The sequence below is a fragment of the Pseudomonas sp. JQ36 genome, assembly GCF_053851495.1.
Window position 1 is genome coordinate 4055947 of record NZ_CM132642.1, and the last position, 20724, is coordinate 4076670.

General features: G+C 62.9%; 21 protein-coding genes. 9 read left to right on the forward strand and 12 right to left on the reverse strand.

The window, feature by feature from the left end:
• Positions 1–81: 81 nt before the first annotated feature.
• The 9 genes from ACS4NR_RS18265 to nrdR all read right to left on the reverse strand — a co-directional run bounded on the left by ACS4NR_RS18265 (position 82) and on the right by nrdR (position 6970).
• Positions 82–819 carry a substrate-binding periplasmic protein gene (locus ACS4NR_RS18265; protein WP_095139123.1) on the reverse strand — a complete coding sequence of 246 codons (738 nt, stop codon included), beginning with the start codon at positions 817–819 and terminating at the stop codon, positions 82–84.
• 34 nt (positions 820–853) lie between these two features.
• The gene (locus ACS4NR_RS18270) at positions 854–1357 is read right to left on the reverse strand and encodes a phosphatidylglycerophosphatase A family protein (RefSeq protein WP_007910933.1); all 504 of its coding nucleotides are present in this window, start codon (positions 1355–1357) and stop codon (positions 854–856) included.
• Positions 1354–2319, reverse strand: a complete 966-nt coding sequence (gene thiL / locus ACS4NR_RS18275) for a thiamine-phosphate kinase (protein ID WP_456018023.1) — start codon at positions 2317–2319, stop codon at positions 1354–1356. Before thiL ends, ACS4NR_RS18270 begins: the two co-directional genes overlap by 4 nt.
• Positions 2320–2336: 17 nt before the next feature.
• Complete coding sequence (nusB, locus tag ACS4NR_RS18280) at positions 2337–2837, reverse strand: transcription antitermination factor NusB (protein ID WP_095139119.1); 501 nt, start codon at positions 2835–2837, stop codon at positions 2337–2339.
• On the reverse strand, positions 2834–3310 hold the full coding sequence (ribH, locus tag ACS4NR_RS18285) for a 6,7-dimethyl-8-ribityllumazine synthase (RefSeq protein ID WP_003228649.1): 477 nt from the start codon (positions 3308–3310) through the stop codon (positions 2834–2836). The genes nusB and ribH overlap by 4 nt, the downstream gene beginning before the upstream one ends.
• 247 nt (positions 3311–3557) lie before the next feature.
• Entirely contained in the window at positions 3558–4649 is a 1092-nt protein-coding gene (ribBA, locus tag ACS4NR_RS18290) for a bifunctional 3,4-dihydroxy-2-butanone-4-phosphate synthase/GTP cyclohydrolase II (protein ID WP_003228650.1), read from the reverse strand.
• Positions 4650–4665: 16 nt separating this feature from the next.
• On the reverse strand, positions 4666–5328 hold the full coding sequence (locus tag ACS4NR_RS18295) for a riboflavin synthase (RefSeq protein ID WP_095139117.1): 663 nt from the start codon (positions 5326–5328) through the stop codon (positions 4666–4668).
• Between the two features lie 47 nt (positions 5329–5375).
• Positions 5376–6509, reverse strand: coding sequence for a bifunctional diaminohydroxyphosphoribosylaminopyrimidine deaminase/5-amino-6-(5-phosphoribosylamino)uracil reductase RibD (gene ribD, locus ACS4NR_RS18300; protein ID WP_456018024.1), 1134 nt, complete (start codon positions 6507–6509; stop codon positions 5376–5378).
• Positions 6506–6970 (reverse strand): transcriptional regulator NrdR, encoded by a 465-nt coding sequence (nrdR, locus tag ACS4NR_RS18305; RefSeq protein ID WP_003228656.1) that lies wholly within the window; start codon positions 6968–6970, stop codon positions 6506–6508. Before nrdR ends, ribD begins: the two co-directional genes overlap by 4 nt.
• 128 nt (positions 6971–7098) lie before the next feature.
• Between nrdR and ACS4NR_RS18310 the strand changes: the two genes are divergently transcribed.
• The 3 genes from ACS4NR_RS18310 (at position 7099) to trxA (ending at position 9260) form a co-directional block, all read left to right on the forward strand.
• On the forward strand, positions 7099–7563 hold the full coding sequence (locus ACS4NR_RS18310; RefSeq protein WP_095139312.1) for a YbaY family lipoprotein: 465 nt from the start codon (positions 7099–7101) through the stop codon (positions 7561–7563).
• Positions 7560–8213: a class I SAM-dependent methyltransferase gene (locus ACS4NR_RS18315; RefSeq protein ID WP_095139114.1), complete on the forward strand. Its 654-nt coding sequence runs from the start codon at positions 7560–7562 to the stop codon at positions 8211–8213. The genes ACS4NR_RS18310 and ACS4NR_RS18315 overlap by 4 nt, the downstream gene beginning before the upstream one ends.
• Positions 8214–8387: 174 nt before the next feature.
• Positions 8388–9260, forward strand: coding sequence for a thioredoxin (trxA, locus tag ACS4NR_RS18320; protein ID WP_166497232.1), 873 nt, complete (start codon positions 8388–8390; stop codon positions 9258–9260).
• Between the two features lie 110 nt (positions 9261–9370).
• Here the strand turns inward: trxA and ACS4NR_RS18325 are convergent, their stop codons facing one another.
• A complete protein-coding gene (locus ACS4NR_RS18325; RefSeq protein WP_095139111.1) occupies positions 9371–9730 on the reverse strand; it encodes a hypothetical protein in 360 nt (119 codons plus the stop codon).
• Positions 9731–9865: 135 nt separating this feature from the next.
• Between ACS4NR_RS18325 and ACS4NR_RS18330 the strand changes: the two genes are divergently transcribed.
• From ACS4NR_RS18330 to ACS4NR_RS18350, 5 genes are all read left to right on the forward strand, one after another.
• Positions 9866–10474: a DUF2796 domain-containing protein gene (locus ACS4NR_RS18330; RefSeq protein WP_456018025.1), complete on the forward strand. Its 609-nt coding sequence runs from the start codon at positions 9866–9868 to the stop codon at positions 10472–10474.
• Positions 10475–10612: 138 nt separating this feature from the next.
• Positions 10613–11323 (forward strand): ABC transporter ATP-binding protein, encoded by a 711-nt coding sequence (locus ACS4NR_RS18335; RefSeq protein WP_007966120.1) that lies wholly within the window; start codon positions 10613–10615, stop codon positions 11321–11323.
• Between the two features lies 1 nt (position 11324).
• Entirely contained in the window at positions 11325–12590 is a 1266-nt protein-coding gene (locus tag ACS4NR_RS18340) for an ABC transporter permease (RefSeq protein ID WP_027612941.1), read from the forward strand.
• Between the two features lie 11 nt (positions 12591–12601).
• A complete protein-coding gene (locus tag ACS4NR_RS18345) occupies positions 12602–13120 on the forward strand; it encodes a DUF3299 domain-containing protein (RefSeq protein WP_204895774.1) in 519 nt (172 codons plus the stop codon).
• Between the two features lie 224 nt (positions 13121–13344).
• Positions 13345–14043, forward strand: a complete 699-nt coding sequence (locus ACS4NR_RS18350) for an OmpW/AlkL family protein (RefSeq protein ID WP_027612943.1) — start codon at positions 13345–13347, stop codon at positions 14041–14043.
• 251 nt (positions 14044–14294) lie between these two features.
• On the opposite strand, the gene ACS4NR_RS18355 is transcribed toward ACS4NR_RS18350, so the two are convergent.
• Positions 14295–15224, reverse strand: coding sequence for an NAD-dependent epimerase/dehydratase family protein (locus tag ACS4NR_RS18355; RefSeq protein WP_456018026.1), 930 nt, complete (start codon positions 15222–15224; stop codon positions 14295–14297).
• The gene (locus ACS4NR_RS18360; RefSeq protein WP_253151946.1) at positions 15217–16101 is read right to left on the reverse strand and encodes a sugar nucleotide-binding protein; all 885 of its coding nucleotides are present in this window, start codon (positions 16099–16101) and stop codon (positions 15217–15219) included. The genes ACS4NR_RS18355 and ACS4NR_RS18360 overlap by 8 nt, the downstream gene beginning before the upstream one ends.
• Before the next feature lie 297 nt (positions 16102–16398).
• Between ACS4NR_RS18360 and ACS4NR_RS18365 the strand changes: the two genes are divergently transcribed.
• A complete protein-coding gene (locus ACS4NR_RS18365) occupies positions 16399–20685 on the forward strand; it encodes a DEAD/DEAH box helicase (protein ID WP_456018027.1) in 4287 nt (1428 codons plus the stop codon).
• Positions 20686–20724 lie beyond the last annotated feature (39 nt).

A 20724-nucleotide genomic window follows, 5' to 3' on the forward strand; every position in this document is an offset into this window, starting at 1 on the left:
GGCATCGTGTCAGTCGATCAATAGGCTGGCTGAGCCACCGCATTCGCGAGCAAGCCCGCTCCCACAGGGGGGACGTTGCTGTCAGTTCGGCTCGAATGGATACGGTTGCTTCCACCGCTCGAAAATCGGCTTAAGCTCGCCACTTTTTACCAACTGCTCCATACGCCTGTCGAACAGCGCCATCAGGGTTCGGGCCTGCGGTGTGTTGGCGAAGCACAGGTACAGCGGCAATTCGGCGATATGCGTCTTGCGAAACTGCGTCGGATCCCTGGCCCGGCCAAGCACGTAATCGATTTCGGTCAAGGCATCGATGTAATAGTCGGCGCGGTTGTGGGTGAGCATCGACAGGATCCCGGTACGCCGGATGACTTCATTGTAGTTACGTACATTGGGCAGGTATTTCTGATAGTCGTAACCGCGAACCCAAGCCAGTCGATAGTTGCCAAGGGTGTCCAGGCTCGCCGGCGGATTGCTCGCAAGGCCCAGGGCGTAGATGTGGTCGGTGTCGAAATTCCAGCGCGGATACAGCAGCTCACTGTCCTCGTCATGATAGGAGCCGACACAGGCGTCGACTTCGCCGCGCTCTGCCAGCCCGACCGAGCGGGTGTACGGTTCGCTGCGAATGTCGAGTTTCACCCCGGCCGGTTCGAACACCTTGCGCAGCACGTCCCAGCCCAGGCCATGACCGTCGGCGGCGGTGTAATCTTCCCAGTCCTCGCTGGCCAGGTGGATGACCGACGGCGCGTGCGCGACTTCCTGCGCACTGGCGACAGTGCCCAGCAAAGTCAGAAACACCAGCGCCAGCCAGCATCGAGCCATCCCTGGTCTCCTCACTGAACCCGGCTGCTGCGGATCAGGCGAAAATCCACACCAGCCCCTGCATCGCCAGCCAGGCGAACACGCCGGCCAGCACGTCGTCGAGCATGATACCGACGCCGCCGTGAACATGCCGGTCGATCCAGCGGATCGGCCATGGCTTGAGAATGTCGAAGAAGCGGAACACCAGAAAACCCGCCAGCAACCAGTACCAGCCTTCCGGCACCAGCCAAAGAGTGATCCACATCCCGACCATTTCGTCCCAGACGATGCCTTCGTGGTCGTGGACCCGCAGATCATCGGCGACCTTGCCGCACAGCCAGAAGCCGAACAGCATGGTGATCCCGAGCATCAGCCAGTAACCCCAGTCGGGCAGCATCTGCCACAACGGGATAAAGGGTAGCGCAACTAACGAACCCCACGTGCCCGGCGCTTTCGGCAGGGTGCCGGAGCCGAAGCCGAACGCGAGAAAATGCCAGGGATTGCGCCAGACCGACGGCGGAACGAATTCGGCCGGAACCTGTTTCGGGTGATCTGTCACGGTGTCTCCTGAAAATGTTGATAACCCCGGATTTGCGGGGTGATGTCGTGTCCTTCGCGATCCAGCAGCGCCACGCCCTGACCCTGCACCACACGCCCGATCACATGGATCGGCCAGCCATCGGCCAGCAGCGCCGGCAACTCGACGGACGGTAGCGTGAAGGCCAGCACATAGTCATCGCCGCCGCTCAACGCCGCCCGTTCCGCGCCGCGCTGGCCGAGAAACGCCACTAAAGCATCGGACAACGGTACGCGCTCACGTTCAACTTCGAGTCGAACCTGCGAAGCCAGAGCGATATGCCCGCAGTCGGCGAGCAGGCCGTCGGAGATATCGAGAGCCGCAGTGGCCTTGCCACGCAGCGCCTGACCAAGAGCCAGTTGCGGCTGGGGCGACCAGTAATGATCGAGCAACGGTTGGGCGATCTGCGGATCGGCTTCACGCTGGCCAAGCACCAGCGGCAAGGCACCAGCGGCATTGCCCAACTCGCCGCCGACACAGAGCAGATCGCCCGGTTGCGCGCCGCTACGGGTCAAGGCCTGCCCGGCCGGAACCCGACCGAACACCGTGACCGTCAGGCTCAACGGCCCGCGCGTGGTATCGCCGCCGACCAACGCTACACCGCAGCCCTGCGCCATGCGGTTCAAACCGCGAGCGTAAGCTTGCAGCCAATCGGCGGTCACCGTCGGCACAGTCAGGGCAAGGGTAAAGGCAACGGGCGTGGCGCCCATGGCGGCCAGGTCGCTGACCGCGACGGCCAGCGAGCGCTGACCGAGCAGAAACGGATCGCAGGGATCGGCGAAATGCACACCGGCCACCAGCGTATCGGTGGAGATCGCCAGCTGTTCCCCGTGGGGAACCGCCAGCAAGGCGCAGTCGTCGCCGATCCCCAGAGCAACGCCCTCGCCGCCCTGCGCACAAGGCGCGGCAGCGAAGAAATTGCGGATCAGCTCAAACTCGCCCATGAGGTCTCAAGCGCGTATCAGCGCTTGAACGCCTTCACTTCAGCTTCACGCAGGCGCGGAGCCAGCTTGTCGAGAACGCCGTTGACGAACTTGTGGCCGTCGGTCGAACCGAAGACTTTGGCCAACTCGATACCTTCGTTGATCACAACGCGGTACGGCACGTCGACGCGCTTGAGCAGCTCCCAGGTGGACAGGCGCAGCACGGCCAGTTCAACCGGGTCCAGCTCTTCGATCGGCAGATCCAGGCAAGGCGCCAGGGCGGTGTCGATTTCGCTCTTGAACTGCGGAACCCCGTGCAGGATCTCGCGGAAGTAAGCGCCATCGACATCGATGAAATCGTTATCAACGCGGAACTGCGCTTCGATCTCGTTCAGTGACTGCTTGGCCATGTGCCATTGATACAGGGCCTGAGTGGCGAGCTGACGAGCTTCGCGACGCTTGGCGCTTTTCGACGGCTTGCCGGCATCCGCAGGTTTCGGATCGCGCGGGTTGAAACGATCGCTATCGTCGCTAATCACTTGGCCTCCAACTGCGCCAGCAGGCTGACCATTTCCAGAGCGGACAGGGCAGCTTCAGCACCTTTGTTGCCGGCCTTGGTGCCGGAACGTTCGATGGCTTGCTCGATTGAATCAACGGTCAGGACGCCGAACGCGACCGGTACGCCGAACTCCATGGACACCTGGGCCAGACCCTTGGTGCACTCGCCTGCTACGTATTCGAAGTGCGGAGTGCCGCCACGAATGACCGCGCCGAGGGCGATGATGGCTGCGAACTCGCCTTTCTGGGCGACTTTCTGCGCAACCAGCGGGATTTCGAAGGCGCCAGGCGCGCGGATGATGGTGATGTCGCTTTCGCTCACGCCGTGGCGAACCAGGGCATCAACTGCACCGCTGACCAGGCTTTCAACCACGAAACTGTTGAAACGGCCCACTACCAGAGCGTAGCGGCCTTTAGGGGCGATGAAGGTACCTTCGATGGTCTTCAGGGTCATTCGTCAGATCTCTTAAAGAGCCGGGACGCGTTTCGTACGCATCCCTCAGTGATATTTGAACCGCGAATACAGCGTCGGAAATCGCACTCGGTGTTCACTTGCACATCTTTGTGGCGAGGGAGCTTGCTCCCGCTTGGGTGCGCAGCGCCCACAACAGGGGCCGCTCCGCAGCCCAGCGGGAGCAAGCTCCCTCGCCACAATAAATCAAATATGCCTTGAGCGAACAACGAGGCCAAAACCCGGCGTCTTATTCGGAGGGCACGTATTCTACAACTTCCAGATCGAAACCGGATATCGCATTAAATTTCATTGGCGCAGACATCAGGCGCATTTTGCGTACGCCGAGGTCACGCAGGATCTGCGAGCCGGCACCGACGATGCTGTAAGTGGTCGGTTTTTTCACCGCCGCCTGCTCACCGGTTTCGCGGATATGCGCCAGCAGCACATCGCCGTCCAGCGGGTGGCCGAGCAACAGCACCACACCGCTGCCGGCCTCGGCCACCGCAGCCATCGCGGCGCGCAGGCTCCAGCGGCCCGGTTGCTTGACCATCAGCAGGTCGCGCAGCGGGTCCATGTTGTGCACACGAACCAGAGTCGGTTCCTCGGCGCAAACGGTGCCCAGTGTCAGGGCCATGTGCACGTCGCCTTCCACCGAATCACGATAGGTCACCAGGTTGAATTGGCCCAGTTCGCTGTCCAGCGGCTGCTCGGCAATCCGCTGAACGGTACGTTCGTGGATCATCCGGTAGTGAATCAGGTCGGCGATGGTGCCGATCTTGATGTTGTGTTCGGCGGCGAACGCTTCCAGCTCGGCGCGACGGGACATGGTGCCGTCGTCGTTCATCACTTCGCAGATCACGCCACTTGGTTCGAAACCGGCCATGCGTGCCAGGTCGCAGGCGGCTTCGGTGTGACCGGCGCGGGCCAGGGTGCCGCCGGCCTGGGCCATCAGCGGGAAGATGTGGCCCGGGCTGACGATGTCTTCAGCCTTGGCGTCTTTTGCCGCAGCCGCTTGCACGGTGCGCGCACGGTCGGCGGCGGAGATACCGGTGGTGACGCCTTCGGCAGCTTCGATCGATACGGTGAACTTGGTGCCGAAACCGGAACCGTTGCGCGGGGCCATCAGTGGCAGCTTCAACAGCTCGCAGCGCTCGCGGCTCATCGGCATGCAGATCAGGCCACGGGCGTGCTTGGCCATGAAGTTGATGTGCTCGGCCTTGCAGCATTCGGCGGCCATGATCAGGTCGCCTTCGTTCTCGCGGTCTTCGTCATCCATGAGGATGACCATCTTGCCTTGGCGGATGTCTTCAACCAGTTCTTCGATGCTATTGAGCGCCACAAGGCACCCCCTTCAGTCAGGATTTGAGGTAGCCGTTGGCGGCCAGAAAGCTTTCGGTAATGCCGCCAGCGCTTGGCTCAGCAGCCTTGTCGCCGAGGAGCAGACGCTCCAGGTAGCGCGCCAGCAAGTCGACTTCCAGATTTACCCGGCGACCCGGCTTGTAGGAAGCCATGATGGTTTCGCTCAGGGTGTGCGGAATGATCGTCAGCAGGAATTCGGCGCCATCGACCGCGTTCACGGTCAGGCTGGTGCCGTCGACGGTGATCGAACCTTTATGGGCGATGTACTTGGCCAGTTCTTTCGGCGCGCGAATGCGAAATTCCACGGCGCGGGCATTGTCGCTGCGCGACACCACTTCGCCGACACCGTCGACGTGACCGCTGACCAGATGCCCACCGAGACGGGTGGTCGGGGTCAGGGCTTTTTCCAGATTGACCGGGCTGCCGCTTTTCAGGTCATTCATCGCGGTGCAGTCGAGGGTTTCGCGGCTGACGTCAGCGGCAAAACCGTTGCCCGGCAGCTCAACCGCCGTCAGGCACACACCGTTGACGGCGATGCTGTCGCCGAGTTTGACGTCGCTCAGGTCGAGCTTGCCGGTTTCGACGTGCACCCGCACATCACCGCCCTTGGGGGTCAGTGCGCGGATACTGCCGATGGATTCGATGATGCCGGTAAACATGGGGTTCTCCTTGAGAACGAAGCCAGCGCTAAGGCGATGGCCGGGAATTATACGCTCGCCGAAACGACTGGCGTCGCAGTGACTCGCCAGTCATCGCCAACCGCGCGGATTTCAGTGATTTTCAGCTCGGGGGCCTCCTTCATATAGGCCAGCGGCCAGTCCAGCAGCGGCCGCGCCGTGGAGCCGAGGAACTTGCCGGCGATGAAGATCACGAACTCGTCGACCAGACCGAGTTGGGCAAACGCGCCGGCCAGACGCGGGCCGGCCTCGACCAGCACTTCGTTGACGCCACGGTTGGCCAGTTCGATCAGCAGTTGATGCAGATCGACCTGACCGTCGTCACCCGGCACGATCAAACATTCAGGGCCATTGGCATATTGCTCTTCGACCGCCATGCAGGTGGCGACCAGCGCCGGGCCGGCCTTGAAGAACGGCGCATCCAACGGCACCCGCAAGCGCCCGTCGATCAGCACCCGCAGCGGCGGACGGCTGATGGCCAGTGCGGTTTGCTCGGCATCCAGACCCAGTTCGTCGGCGCGCACGGTCAGGCGTGCGCCGTCGGCCAGTACGGTGTCGGCGCCGGTCAGCACCACGGCGGCCTGCGCGCGCAAACGCTGCACGGCGGAACGTGCAGCCGGGCCGGTGATCCACTGGCTCTCGCCGCTTTCCATCGCCGTGCGACCGTCCAGACTCATCGCCAGCTTGACCCGCACGAACGGCAAGCCGTGTTCCATGCGTTTGAGGAAACCTTGATTGAGCTGGCGCGCCTCGGTTTCCAGCACGCCGCTTTCGGTGGCGATGCCGGCATCAGCCAGACGCTGCAAGCCACGCCCGGCAACCTGTGGATTCGGATCGCGCATCGCGGCGACCACCCGAGCGACCCCGGCAGTCACCAACGCATCGGCGCAAGGCGGTGTGCGGCCATGGTGGCTGCACGGCTCAAGGGTCACGTAAGCCGTGGCGCCTCGGGCCCGTTCACCGGCAGCGCGCAGGGCGTGGACTTCAGCGTGGGGTTCGCCGGCGCGCTCATGAAAGCCTTCGCCGACAATCTGCCCGTCACGCACGATCACACAGCCAACCCGGGGATTGGGATGGGTGGTGTAGTGGCCCTTGCGCGCCAGTTCCAGCGCGCGTGCCATGAAGTGGGTGTCGAGGATCGCCTGCTCGGCGGCGCTGGTCATTCCTTCACCGGTTCGCGGGCGAGGCGGTCGATCTCTTCGCGGAACTCGTTGAGGTCCTGAAAACGCCGGTAGACCGAAGCGAAACGGATGTAGGCCACTTCATCGAGCTTTTGCAGCTCGGCCATCACCAGTTCGCCGACCACGAGGGATTTGACCTCCCGCTCGCCGGTGGCGCGCAGCTTGTGTTTGATGTGGACCAGAGAGGATTCAAGGCGCTCGACGCTCACTGGACGTTTCTCCAGCGCGCGTTGCATGCCGGCGCGGAGTTTTTCTTCGTCGAACGGTTGGCGGCTGCCGTCGGTTTTGATCAGGCGCGGCAACACCAGTTCGGCCGTCTCGAATGTCGTGAAACGTTCGCCGCAGGCCAGGCATTCACGCCGGCGGCGCACCTGTTCGCCCTCGGCGACCAGACGCGAGTCGATGACCTTGGTGTCGTTGGCACCGCAGAAGGGACAGTGCATGGTGGCTGGCAACAAAAAAAGGGAGGGCCATGGTAGCGCATCCCCGTGGCAAGACAAGCCATAGGGTTTGCGGTATACAGACTGGCATGATCGTTTGATCCATGGATTTCATTTTGCTGGAGCTGCCAATGCCGCTACGACCGCTCGTTTTGCTCAGTCTTTTCGCCCTGCTGGTGGCCTGCGGCAGCGATAAACCCAAGCCGCAGCCGCCGACACCAGGCCCTGCGCCGCAACAGGCGCAGAAAAAAGCCAAAGAGGCCGCCGACCTCGGCCCGCTGCCGGCCTATCAACGGGAACTGAGCGGCACCCTGCAAGGCGTGCCGGCCGGGGCTGAAGTCGAGCTGGCGCTGCTGGTGATCGATGAAAAATCGCGCCCGCAACAACTGCTCGCCAGTTCCAGCCTGATCGGCAACAACCAGATCCTGCCGTTTCGCCTGCGCTTCAATCCGGAGTCATTTCCGGCCGGCGCACGGGTTGAGCTGCGCGGTCGTGCCACGCAGTCGGGCCAGTTGATCCTGCACCTGCCGTCGCAAACCATCACCCAGCCGACCACTCAGGCAATGGGCCAGCTGCAATTTGTCAAAGCACCATGACGGCACCGCTCGACCTGCAACAGGCGCTGGGGGAATTGCTCGGTGATGCGCGGCTCAAGGCCTGCGCATTACCGGATACCGATTTGCAGCTGTGGCTGATCGACGGTGACAACATGCACCGCGAGTTCAGCCCGGATGAAACCCGGCGCATCCTCCACGAACCGCCCTATTGGAGCTTCTGCTGGGCCAGCGGTCTGGCGGTGGCGCGCTATCTGGCCGAGTTCCCGGAATGGGTGCGCGGCAAGCGCGTGCTGGATTTCGGCGCCGGCTCGGGCATTGCCGGGATCGCCGCCGTGAAGGCCGGGGCGCTGGAAGTGGTGGCCTGCGACCTCGATCCGCTGGCGATTGCCGCGTGCCGGGCCAATGCTGAACTCAATGATGTACAGATGAGTTATTCGACGGACTTCTTTGCCGAGGCTGATCGCTTCGATCTGATTCTGGTGGCGGATGTGCTCTACGACCGCGAGAACCTGCCGCTGCTCGACGCGTTTCTAAGCCGTGGCCGCGAGGCGCTGGTGGCAGATTCGCGGGTTCGGGATTTTCGTCATCCGTTGTATGAGCGGATCGAAATGCTTGAGGCGATGACACTACCGGATCTGGCGGAGCCGGAAGAATTTCGGCATGTGAGCCTGTACCACGCGCGTCGCTAGTTAAAAGCTTCGCGAGCAAGCCCGCTCCCACAGGGGTAACGCATTCCAAATGTGGGAGCGGGCTTGCTCGCGAAAGCGTCCTGCCGGGCGACACAACTCTAAAACCTGTCCCGCTTCCGGCCACACCCCGCCAAGCCGTATAGTTGCCCCATCCACGCTTTTACGAGATCCCCCATGAGTCAGCAAACGCCGTACATCTTCGACGCCACGACTGCCGATTTCGACCAGTCGGTGATCGAAGCTTCCTTCAACAAACCGGTGCTGGTGGATTTCTGGGCCGAGTGGTGTGCGCCATGCAAGGCGTTGATGCCGATGCTGCAAGGCATTGCCGAGAGCTATCAGGGCGAACTGCTGCTGGCCAAGGTCAACTGCGACATCGAACAGGACATCGTCGCCCGCTTCGGTATCCGCAGCCTGCCGACCGTGGTGCTGTTCAAGGACGGTCAGCCAGTGGACGGCTTTGCCGGTGCGCAGCCGGAATCCGCGGTGCGCGCCCTGCTCGAACCGCATGTGCAGATGCCGCCGCCGGCCGCCGCCGACCCGTTCGAACAGGCGCAAGCGCTGTTTGACGATGGCCGTTACGCCGATGCCGAAGCGGCACTGGTGGTGATGCTCAACGAAGACAACAGCAACGCCAAGGCGCTGATCCTCTACGCCCGCTGCCTGACCGAGCGCGGCGAACTGGGCGAAGCGCAAACCGTGCTCGACGCAGTCAAGAGCGATGAGCACAAGGCTGCACTGGCCGGGGCCAAGGCGCAGATCAAGTTCCTCGGCCTGGCCCGCGATCTGCCGGATGCCGCCGACCTCAAGGCGCGTCTGGCCAAAGATCCGCAGGACGACGAAGCGGTGTATCAACTGGCGATCCAGCAATTGGCGCGTCAGCAATACGAAGCGGCGCTGGAGGCCTTGCTCAAGCTGTTCATCCGCAACCGCAGCTACGGCGAAGGGTTGCCGCACAAGACCTTGCTGCAGGTGTTCGAACTGCTGGGCAATGATCACCCGCTGGTGACCGCTTACCGGCGCAAGGTGTTCGCTGCGCTTTATTAAGATCAAAAGATCGCAGCCTGCGGCAGCTCCTACATTTGATCGTGTTCACCCGTGTTTGCGGACGAACGCTGAAACTGTAGGAGCTGCCGCAGGCAGCGATCTTTTGCGTTTCACTCGATCCAGCTGTAAAGCGGCGTATCCCCGCCGCTCGCCACTTTCACCTGTGAACTGTGGCGCAAGCGCACCAGCAGGCGTTTGCCTGCGGCCGCGCTGCCGGTCAATCCCTCAAGCTGCTCCAGCAAATCCGGCCCGCTGAGCTGCCCGGCCTTGCGCAACAGATCCTGCGCGACCTGCCACAACGCATCATCCTGGTTCAATGGTTTCGCTGCCGGCGTGCTCAATGCCGCTTCAGGCTGATCGCCCTGCGGCTGCGCGCCAAGGGCTGCACCAAGCTTCGCCCAATCGCTGTCATCCAGTTCCACCGTCAAATCCACCGGCATCGCGCCGACGGTTCCGCGTATCCGCAACATCTGCTTCGCTCCTGCACATTTCTGACCTGCATGCTCCCACGGGACTTGTGCATCGCCAAGCGCACGGGCAAACTCTGCGGACTTTCGTTATAAGATTACATAACAAACTCTTCACTTTACTTCCCGGAGACCGCCATGCGTCGTCTGCTGCTCGCTTTGCCGTTTGCCCTGTTGCCGCTGGCCATCGCCCACGCCGCCGATGAGCACGATCATGACCACGAGCACGAGCACGGCAGCCTCGGTGCCCACGAACATGGCGTCGGCCGACTGAACGCTGCACTCGACGGCCAGACCCTGGAGCTGGAACTGGAAAGCCCGGCGATGAACCTGGTGGGCTTCGAACACGCCGCCACCAGCGACGCCGACAAGGCCAAAGTCGTCGCCGCCCGCGCCAAACTGGAAAACCCGCTGGCGCTGTTCAGCCTGCCAGCCGCCGCCGGTTGTAAAGTCACCAGCCAGGAACTGGAAAGCCCGCTGTTCGGCGACAAGCCGGCTGCCGACGAGCATGACGATGATGACCACGACGAAGATGCCAAGGGCGGTGAAGCGCATCATCACGATCACAGCGAAATCCACGCGCACTATCAATTTACCTGCGCGGCCCCGGGTGCTCTGAAGACGCTGGATCTGGCGAACATCTTCAATACCTTCCCGGCCACCCAGAAAATTCAGGTACAACTGATCGGCCCGAGCGGTCAGCAAGGTACCGAAGTGACGGCCAAGGCGGCTGCCCTGAATTTCTGATCACACCGAAAATCCCCTGTGGGAGCGGGCTTGCTCGCGAATGCGGTGTGTCAGTCAACATAGATTTGGCTGATCCACCGCATTCGCGAGCAAGCCCGCTCCCACAGGGTTATGTGTTCACTCCATGAATCTGGTGCCATGACCCAAGCACTCATCGAACTGTCCGACCTGGGCTTCAACTGGCCCGGTCACCCGCCGCTGCTGGACATCCCGGCGTTTCGCCTGGAGCCGGGCGAAACCCTGTTCCTCAAAGGCCCCAGCGGCAGTGGCAAGACCACCCTGCTCGGCCTGCTCGGTGGCGTGCAGAAACCCGGGCGCGGCAGCATTCGTCTGCTCGGCCAGGAACTGACCGAACTCGGTGCCGGCGCCCGCGATCGCTTTCGTGTCGACCACACCGGCTACATCTTCCAGCAGTTCAACCTGCTGCCGTTTCTCTCAGTGCGCGAAAACGTCGAGTTGCCCTGCCACTTCTCCAAACTGCGTGCCGAGCGGGCGAAACAGCGTCACGGCAGCGTCGATCAGGCTGCAGCCACCCTGCTCGCCCACTTGGGCTTGAAAGATGAAAGTATCCTCGGTCGTCGCGCCGATTCGCTGTCGATCGGTCAACAGCAACGGGTCGCCGCCGCTCGTGCGTTGATCGGCCAACCGGAACTGGTGATCGCCGACGAACCGACCTCGGCGCTGGATTACGACGCTCGGGAAAACTTCATTCGTCTGCTATTCGCCGAATGCCGCGAAGCCGGATCGAGCCTGTTGTTCGTCAGCCACGACCAGAGCCTGGCGCCGCTGTTCGACCGTCACCTGTCCCTGGCCGAGCTTAATCGCGCCGCCACGTCTGCCGAGGTCTGAGATGTATCTGTTTCGTCTGGCCATGGCCAGTCTGGCCAACCGCCGCTTTACCGCCCTGCTCACCGCGTTCGCCATTGCTCTGTCGGTGTGCCTGTTACTTGCCGTCGAGCGCGTGCGCACCGAGGCCAAGGCCAGTTTCGCCAGCACCATCAGCGGCACCGACCTGATCGTCGGCGCCCGCTCCGGTTCGGTGAACCTGCTGCTGTACTCGGTGTTCCGCATCGGCAACGCCACCAACAACATCCGCTGGGACAGCTTCGAACACTTCGCCAGCAACCCGAAAGTAAAATGGGCAATCCCGATGTCCCTCGGCGACTCCCATCGCGGCTACCGGGTGATGGGCACCACCGAAGCCTATTTCGAGCATTACCAGTACGGGCGCCAGCAGCATCTGCAACTGGCTGACGGCCGGGCGTTTGCCACCGATCCGTTCGAAGTGGTGCTCGGCGCCGAAGTCGCCGAAGCGCTGCATTACAAGCTCGGCGACCAACTGGTGCTGGCCCACGGCGTGGCAGCGATCAGTCTGGTCAAGCACGACGACAAACCGTTCACCGTGGTCGGCATTCTCAAACGCACCGGCACCCCGGTGGACCGCACGTTGCACATCAGCCTCGGCGGCATGGAAGCGATTCACATCGACTGGCACAACGGCGTGCCGGCCCGGGGCAACGGGCGCATCACGGCGGACCAGGCGCGCAACATGGACCTGACGCCACAGGCGATCACCGCGTTCATGCTCGGTCTCAACAGCAAGATTTCCACCTTCGCCCTGCAACGCGAAATCAACGAATACCGCGGCGAGCCGATGCTGGCGATCCTGCCGGGCGTGGCCTTGCAGGAATTGTGGAGCCTGATGAGCACCGCTGAAAAGGCGCTGTTCGTGGTCTCGCTGTTCGTGGTGCTGACCGGGTTGATCGGCATGCTCACGGCGATTCTTACCAGCCTTAACGAGCGTCGCCGCGAAATGGCGATTCTGCGTTCGGTCGGTGCGCGGCCGTGGCACATCGCGAGCCTACTGGTGCTGGAAGCCTTCGCCCTGGCGCTGACCGGCGTAATCGCCGGGCTGGCCTTGCTGTACATCGGCATCGCCGCCGCGCAGGGTTATGTGCAGGCCAATTACGGTTTGTATCTGCCGCTGGCGTGGCCGAGCGAGTATGAATGGACGCTGCTCGGTGGCATTCTGGCGGCCGCGCTGCTGATGGGCAGCGTGCCGGCCTGGCGCGCGTATCGCCAATCTTTGGCCGATGGCCTGTCGATCCGTTTATGAGGATATTCACCATGCCCCGCGCCGTGCTCGCGCTGCTGTTGCTGGTTGCCCTGCCTGTGTGGGCAGCGGCGCCGAAAGACCTGACCTGGTCGGAGATGATCCCGCCGGACGCCGCGCCGGAAGTGCCGAACATGACGCCGTTGCACGACCTGTCGAAGATGAGTGATGCGCTGTCCGCCGAGTCGGCGCCAGCCGCCAAGCAGGACATGCCCAACGCGCCGGTGGTGCAGAGTCTCGACGGGCAGAACATCCGCCTGCCGGGCTACATCGTGCCGCTGGAAGTCAATGAAGAAGGACGCACCACCGACTTCCTGCTGGTGCCGTACTTCGGCGCCTGCATCCACGTGCCGCCACCGCCGTCGAACCAGATCGTGCATGTGAAAAGCGAGCTGGGCGTGAAGCTCGACGAGCTGTATCAGCCGTACTGGGTCGAGGGACCGTTGCAGGTCAAGGCGTCCACCAGCGAACTGGCCGATGCCGGGTATCAGATGGCGGCGGACAAGATTTATGTGTATGAGCTGCCGGAGTGAATCCCGGTAGTTTTTGTATTGTTTGATCCGGCCTCTTCGCGAGCAAGCCCGCTCCCACAGGTGACCGCGTTCCAAAGTGGGAGCGGGCTTGCTCGCGAAGGGGCCGGCCAAGGTTCCACAAAAAACCGCGGCATCACTGTTTCATTGAGCTGAGTCAAAAGACCGTATCAGTTGGCTTCATACCATAGGACATCAGAAACTTTTAACGTCCTTTTGGAGCCCCCATGAACAAGTCCTTGCTCAGCGCCTCGCTGTTTGCCCTCGCGCTCGCAGCCCCGCTCGCCCACGCCCACGAAGCCGGCGACATCATCGTTCGCGCCGGTGCGATCACCGTCAACCCGAAGGCCGACAGCTCCAATGTCAAGGTCGATCAGGGTCCGTTGAGCGGCACCAACCTGGGCGGCAAGGCGACCATGAGCAGCGACACCCAATTGGGTCTGAACTTCGCCTACATGCTGACCAACAACATCGGGATCGAGTTGCTGGCGGCCTCGCCGTTCGAGCATGACGTAAAAATCAAAGGCACCGCGCTGCCAGCCGCCAACGGCAAACTCGGCACCCTGAAACACCTGCCGCCCACCCTCAGCGTCGTGTACTACCCGCTGGATGCGAAATCGCCGTTCCAGCCCTACATCGGCGGCGGCATCAACTACACCTGGATCTACGACGAGCATGTCGGCAGCGAAGCCCAGTCCAACGGCTTCAGCAACTTCAAGGCGAAAAACTCCTGGGGCCTGGCCTGGCAGGTCGGCGCTGACTACATGCTGACCGACAACATCATGCTCAACGCCCAGGTGCGCTACATCGACATCGACACCCGCGCCACCGTCGAGAACAACGCGGTGGCACCGGGCACTCGTGCCAAGGTGAATGTTGATGTCGATCCGTTTGTGTACATGGTGGGTCTGGGCTACAAGTTCTAATCAACATTCGAACATTCGCGTGGTGGTGAATGCGGGCTAATGTGGCGAGGGAGCTTGCTCCCGCTGGGCTGCGAAGCAGCCCTGAACAAGGCAAAAGCGGTGCTTCAGAAAAACCGCGTTGACTGAATTTGCGACTGCTGCGCAGTCGAGCGGGAGCAAGCTCCCTCGCCACAGGGATTGCACCGAGCGTCAAAGCGATACCCCGCCCACAAAAAAGGCGCCTGCAAAGGCGCCTTTTTTGTTTTTTCGATTTAGCGTCCCAGCAACCGCGCCAGCCCCACGCGCATCGGCGTCGGCTCCGGCAGCTTGAAGCGTTGCAGCAAACGCGTGTTGTTCGCCCGCGAATGACGGATGTCGCCGGAGCGCGCCGGGCCGTAGCTGACCGGCGGCAGCTCGCCGACCACTTCCTGCAGCGCTTGCAGCATCTGCTTGAGGTTCATCGCCTGATTCCAGCCGACGTTCATCGCGCCCACTTCCACTTCAGGCTTGTCGATTGCCTGCACCAGCACATCGACCAGATCCTCGACATAGAGGAAATCGCGGGTTTGCTCGCCATCGCCGAACACGGTGATCGGCAGGCCTTTCTGCGCCCGCTCGCTGAAGATGCTGATGACCCCGGAGTACGGCGAGGACGGATCCTGGCGTGGGCCGAAGATGTTGAAGAAGCGGAAGATCACCGGCTCCAGGCCATGCTGGCGACGGTAGAAATCGAAGTAGTGCTCGCCGGCCAGTTTGTCCGAGGCATACGGGGTCAGCGGGGCTTTTGGTGTGTCTTCGTCGATCGACTCGCCTTCACCATTGTTGCCGTACACCGCTGCGCTCGACGCGTAGAGCACACGCTTGACCCCGGCCTGGCGCATGGCTTCGCAGACATTCAGGGTGCCAATGAAATTGCTCTGGTGGGTTTTCACCGGGTCGTCCACCGACGCCTGCACCGAAGCCACCGCCGCCAGGTGGGCGACGGCGCTGCAGCCTTGCATGGCCTGCGCGACCAGCGCGGCATCGGCGACGTCACCGACGATCAGTTCGACCTGCGGGTTGTCCAGCGGCAGGTTGGCACGTTTGCCGGTCGACAGATCATCGAGAATCCGCACCGAGTGGCCCGCAGCGAGCAATGCATCCGTCAGGTGCGAGCCGATGAAACCGGCGCCGCCGGTGATTAAAACAGGGCCTTCAGCCATGACGATAAAACCTATCCAGTAAAGCCGGGAGTGCGGCGCGCCAGGCGCGGGGCTTGATCCCGAAAGTGTGCAGAATTTTCTTGCAGGCGAGTACCGCGTGCTGCGGTTCCTCGGCGGCGTCCGGCCGCGCGGCGTGGGCCTGAGCGGTCGGTGCTTCGATTGCCAACTGATGCAGGCTGCGCGCCTCGGTCAGAATCGCCTGACCGAGCGCCAGCGGCGTGGTCGCCTCGTGGCCGGCGTAATGGTAAGTGCCCCACAGCGGCGCCGCGCAATCGAGCTGCTTGAGCACCGAAATAATCACCCGTGCCGCGTCATCGACCGGAGTCGGATTGCCCCGGCGGTCATCGGCCATGAGCAATTCGTCCGGTTGTTCGGCGCGGGCGAGGAAGCGCCCGAGGGTGCCTTCAGGGCTGTCATCAAGCAGCCAGCCGAAGCGCAGCAACACGTGTTGCGGGCAAGTGGCGCGGACACTTTGCTCGATGCGCCACAGTGCCTGACCGCGCAGGCCCAGCGGCACCGGTTCGTCTTTTTCGCTGTAGGCGGTCGCCCGCGAACCGTCGAACACCCGATAGCTGGAAGGCTGCACGAGGATGATGTTGTGGTGCTGGCACAGCTCGGCCAGCCGCTCGATGGCGCGTTCTTGCCCGGCCAGTCGGATTTCGCTGACGGTCTCGGCCTGGAACCAGTCGAAATAGTAGGCGAGGTTGATCAACGCATCCGGACGGGTATCGTCGAGCAGTTGCGTCAGGCTCGCGGCATCCCAGCCGTCTTCTGGCGGGCGGGGGGCGAGGAAACCGATGTCTTCTTCCGCACCGAGGCGAATCAGCGCCTGCCCAAGGGCATTTCCGCCGCCCAGTAACATAAGGCGCATTCGCATAGAGTCAGCAGGCCCAGTCTGATTGGAACGATGGCTTTAGCGACGGTGCTTGTGACACCCGTCGTCGATAATTGCCGGAATCGTTGCATTTTGCGGGTTTAGTGCGCAACCGTCACCCGTAAAGTATAGATCCCTGGCATTTGTGGCGTTGCAGCGGGCCTCTTCGCGAGCCAGCCCGCTCCCACAGTTGACCGCATTCCCCTGTGGGAACGGGCTGGCTCGCGAAGAGGCCCGGCCAAACGCTGAAGATCCCAGCGGTACTTGCATCTTGCCGCCCCCACCCGCATAACTTGAGCCATGAATCTGCCCATCCCCAAGGACGCCGCCCTGGCAGGCTTTCACCCCGCCGTCAGCGCCTGGTTCAGCAGTACCTTCCCGACGGTCACCGCCGCCCAGGCCCGCGCATGGCCGTTGATCCGCCAGCGCCGCTCGACGCTGATCGCCGCGCCCACCGGCTCTGGTAAAACCCTTACCGCGTTCCTCGCCGTGCTTGACGACCTCGTCCACCGTGGCCTGGAAAATCCCGAAGGCCTGCCCGACGAAACCCTGGTGGTTTACGTTTCGCCGCTCAAGGCGCTGTCCAACGACATCCGCATCAACCTGCAAACTCCGCTGGCCGGAATCACCGAGCAACTGCGCCAGATGGGCCTGCCCGAATTGCAGATCACCACGGCAGTGCGCACCGGCGACACCCCGCAAAAAGACCGCGCAGCCATGCGCAAAAGTGCGCCGCACATTCTGGTGACCACCCCGGAATCACTGTACGTGCTGCTCGGCTCCGAGTCCGGGCGCAAAATGCTCGGCAACACACGCACGGTGATCATCGACGAGATCCACGCCATCGCTGCCGGCAAACGCGGCAGTCACCTGGCGCTGAGCCTAGAACGCCTGCAGGCACTGTGTGCCGAACCCTTGACCCGCATCGGCTTGTCCGCCACGCAAAAGCCGATCGATGCCGTGGCACGGTTTCTGGTCGGCACCGATCGCCCGTGCGAGATCATCGACATCGGCCACGCCCGGCCACGGGATCTGGGCATCGAAGTGCCGCCGGTGCCGTTGTCGGCAGTGATGGCCAACGATGTCTGGGAACTGGTCTACGACCGCCTCGCCGAACTGGCCCGCGAGCACCGCACCACGCTGATTTTCGTCAATACCCGGCGCTTGGCGGAACGCCTTAGCCGCCACCTCAGCGAGCGCCTCGGCAAGCACGCAGTCGCCGCGCACCACGGCAGTCTGGCCAAGGAATTCCGCCTCGACGCCGAACAGCGGCTCAAGCGCGGCGAACTGCAAGTGCTGATCGCCACGGCCTCACTGGAATTGGGCATCGATATCGGTGAAGTCGATCTGGTCTGTCAGATCGCCTCGCCGCGTTCGATTGCCGGGTTTCTGCAAAGAGTCGGGCGCTCCGGGCACCAGGTCGGCGGTACGCCCAAGGGCCGCTTGTTCGCCACCACCCGCGACGACCTGATCGAATGCGCCGCCCTGCTCGACTGCGTGCGCCGTGGCGAACTCGACACCCTGCACATTCCCCAAGCGCCGCTGGATGTACTGGCGCAGCAGATCATCGCCGAAGTCAGTTGCCGGGAATGGGCGGAAGATGCGCTGCTGGCACTCTTCCGCAAAGCCTCGCCCTACCGCGATCTCGACGAAAAACACTATCAAGCGCTGCTGGCGATGCTCGCTGAAGGCTATAACGGTCGTCAGGGCATCCGCAGCGCTTACCTGCACCGCGACGCCGTCAGCCGCACTCTGCGCGGCCGTCGCGGCGCGCAACTGACCGCCGTGACCAGCGGCGGCACCATCCCCGACAACGCCGACTACAGCGTGCTGCTGGAACCGCAGGGTCTGAGCATCGGCAGCGTCAACGAAGACTTTGCCGTGGAGAGCATCGCGGGTGATGTGTTCCAGCTCGGCAACACCTCCTACCGAATCCTGCGGGTGGAAACCGGCAAGGTGCGGGTCGAGGATGCCCAAGGCCAGCCGCCGACCATTCCGTTCTGGCTCGGCGAAGCCCCGGGGCGCAGCGATGAATTGTCTGCGGCGGTGGCGCGCCTGCAAGCGACCCTCGACGAACTGCTCGCAGCCAGCCCCGGCGATCTGCAACCGGCGCTCGACTGGCTGACCGCAACCCTCGGCCTGAACCGCGCCAGCGCCGAACAACTGGTGGACTATCTCGCCCGCGCTCGCCTGACCCTTGGCGCCCTGCCCTCGCAGGACACGCTGTTGATGGAACGGTTTTTCGACGAGTCCGGCGGCACCCAGTTGATCATCCATTCACCCTTCGGCAGCCGCATCAACCGCGCCTGGGGCCTGGCCCTGCGCAAGCGTTTCTGCCGCACCTTCAACTTCGAACTGCAAGCTGCCGCCAGCGAGGATGCGATCGTGTTGTCGCTGTCCACCAGTCACAGTTTCGAACTGGATGATGTCTGGCGGTACCTGCACAGCAACAGCGCGGAGCACATCCTGATTCAGGCAATTCTCGACGCGCCGTTGTTCGGCGTGCGCTGGCGCTGGAATGCCGGGGTCGCGCTGGCGTTGCCGCGTTTTACCGGCGGGCGCAAAGTTGCGCCGCAGTTGCAGCGGATGAAAAGCGAAGACCTGATTGCCAGCGTGTTCCCTGATCAGATCGCCTGCCTGGAAAACCTCGCCGGCGAGCGGGAAGTCCCTGAACATCCGCTGGTGGAACAAACCCTCGACGACTGCCTGCACGAGGCCATGGACAGCGACGGCTGGCTCAACCTGCTGCGGCGCATGGAGCGCGGCGAGGTGCGGTTGATCAGCCGCGATCTGCCGGCTCCGTCACCGCTGGCGGCAGAAATTCTCAGCGCGCGGCCGTACGCCTTTCTCGACGATGCACCGTTGGAGGAACGCCGCACCCAAGCGGTGCTCAACCGGCGCTGGAGCGATCCGCAGTCCACCGATGATCTCGGTGCACTGGACGCCGACGCCATCGACGCGGTGCGCGAGGAAGCATGGCCGACGCCGGCCAACGTCGATGAAATGCACGAGGCGCTGATGAGCCTGGCGTGCGTCGACGAGGCTGAAGTTGAGGCCAACGAGGATTGGCGTGGATGGCTGGATAGATTGACTGCCAGTGGTCGAGCCTGCCGCCTGATGATTAATCCTCAACATTCGTTGTGGTTGGCGCGTGAACGCCTGACGTGCCTGTTGGCGCTTTATCCACAGGCCACGCTGCGACCGCTGCAGGAAGCTCTACCCGGATTCAACGAGCCGTGGACGTTCGAACAAGCGTTGGTCGAAGTGATCCGAGCACGGCTCGGTGCGTTCGGCCCGCTGCCGCTACCGGCGATTGCCGAACCGCTGGCATTGCCCACTGCACAAGTCGCACAAGCCCTCGCGCAACTGGAGCGCGAAGGCTATGTGCTGCGCGGGCATTTCACCCTGGGTGTAGCTGTTGAGGAATGGTGCGAGCGGCATCTGCTGGCGCGCATTCATCGCTACACCGTCAAGCGTTTGCGTAGGGAAATCGAGCCGGTAGCACTGCAGGATTTCACGCGTTTTCTGTTCGACTGGCAGCACCTGTCCCCCGCTACGCGCGGTCAGGGCAGCGCGGTGTTGCCGGCGATTGTCGGCCAGTTTGAAGGTTACCCGGCAGCGGCTTCGGCGTGGGACAGCGACATCCTCCCCGCACGCCTGAAGGACTATTCGCCGAGCTGGCTGGATGACCTGTGCCGCAACGGCAAACTGGTGTGGACGCGGCTCAGTGCCCGGCAGAAAGTCAGCGGCACGGCGTTGCGCAGTACGCCGATTGTGCTGTTGCCGCGCAGTAAGGTCGGGTTGTGGAGTGCGCTGGCCGAACAGACGCCGGTCTGTGAACTGTCGCCAAAAACGCAAAAGGTCCATGAGGCGCTGAGTCTGCAAGGCGCGCTGTTTTTCGATGAGTTGATTCACGAGGCGCACCTGCTGCGCACCGAGCTGGAAATCGCCTTGCAGGAACTGGTTGGCGCTGGCCTGGTGAATGCCGACAGCTTCGCCGGTTTGCGCGCCCTGATTACCCCGGCGAGCAAGCGCCAGCAACGCAGCAGTCGTCGCGGACGTGGAGCGTTTATCGGCGGCATGGACGATGCCGGGCGCTGGGCGTTGTTGCGGCGCGGGGCGGCTGTGGACAACAGCGAGACGCTGGAACACGTTGCGATGACGTTGCTGCGCCGCTACGGCGTGGTGTTCTGGCGTCTGCTGGAGCGCGAGGCGGATTGGCTGCCGAGCTGGCGCGAATTGCTGCGCACATTTCATCGGCTGGAGGCCCGTGGCGAGATTCGCGGCGGGCGGTTTGTCAGTGGGCTGGCGGGGGAACAGTTTGCCTTGCCGGAGGCGATTCCGTTGCTGCGGGAGGTTCGGCGGCGGGCGCATGACGGCAATTTGATCGCGGTGTGCGGGGTGGATCCGTTGAATCTGGCCGGAACGTTGTTGCCAGGGGCAAAGGTGCCGGCATTGGCGAGCAATCGGTTGGTGTATCGCGATGGCGTGCCGGTTGCTGCCGAGATTGCTGGCAAACAGGTTTTCTGGACTGAGCGGGATCAGGTGGCCATGGAGCAGGTGCGTAGCAAGCTGATCCGGCATTGATATCGACAGCTCCGGCCCTTTCGCGAGCAAGCTCGCTCC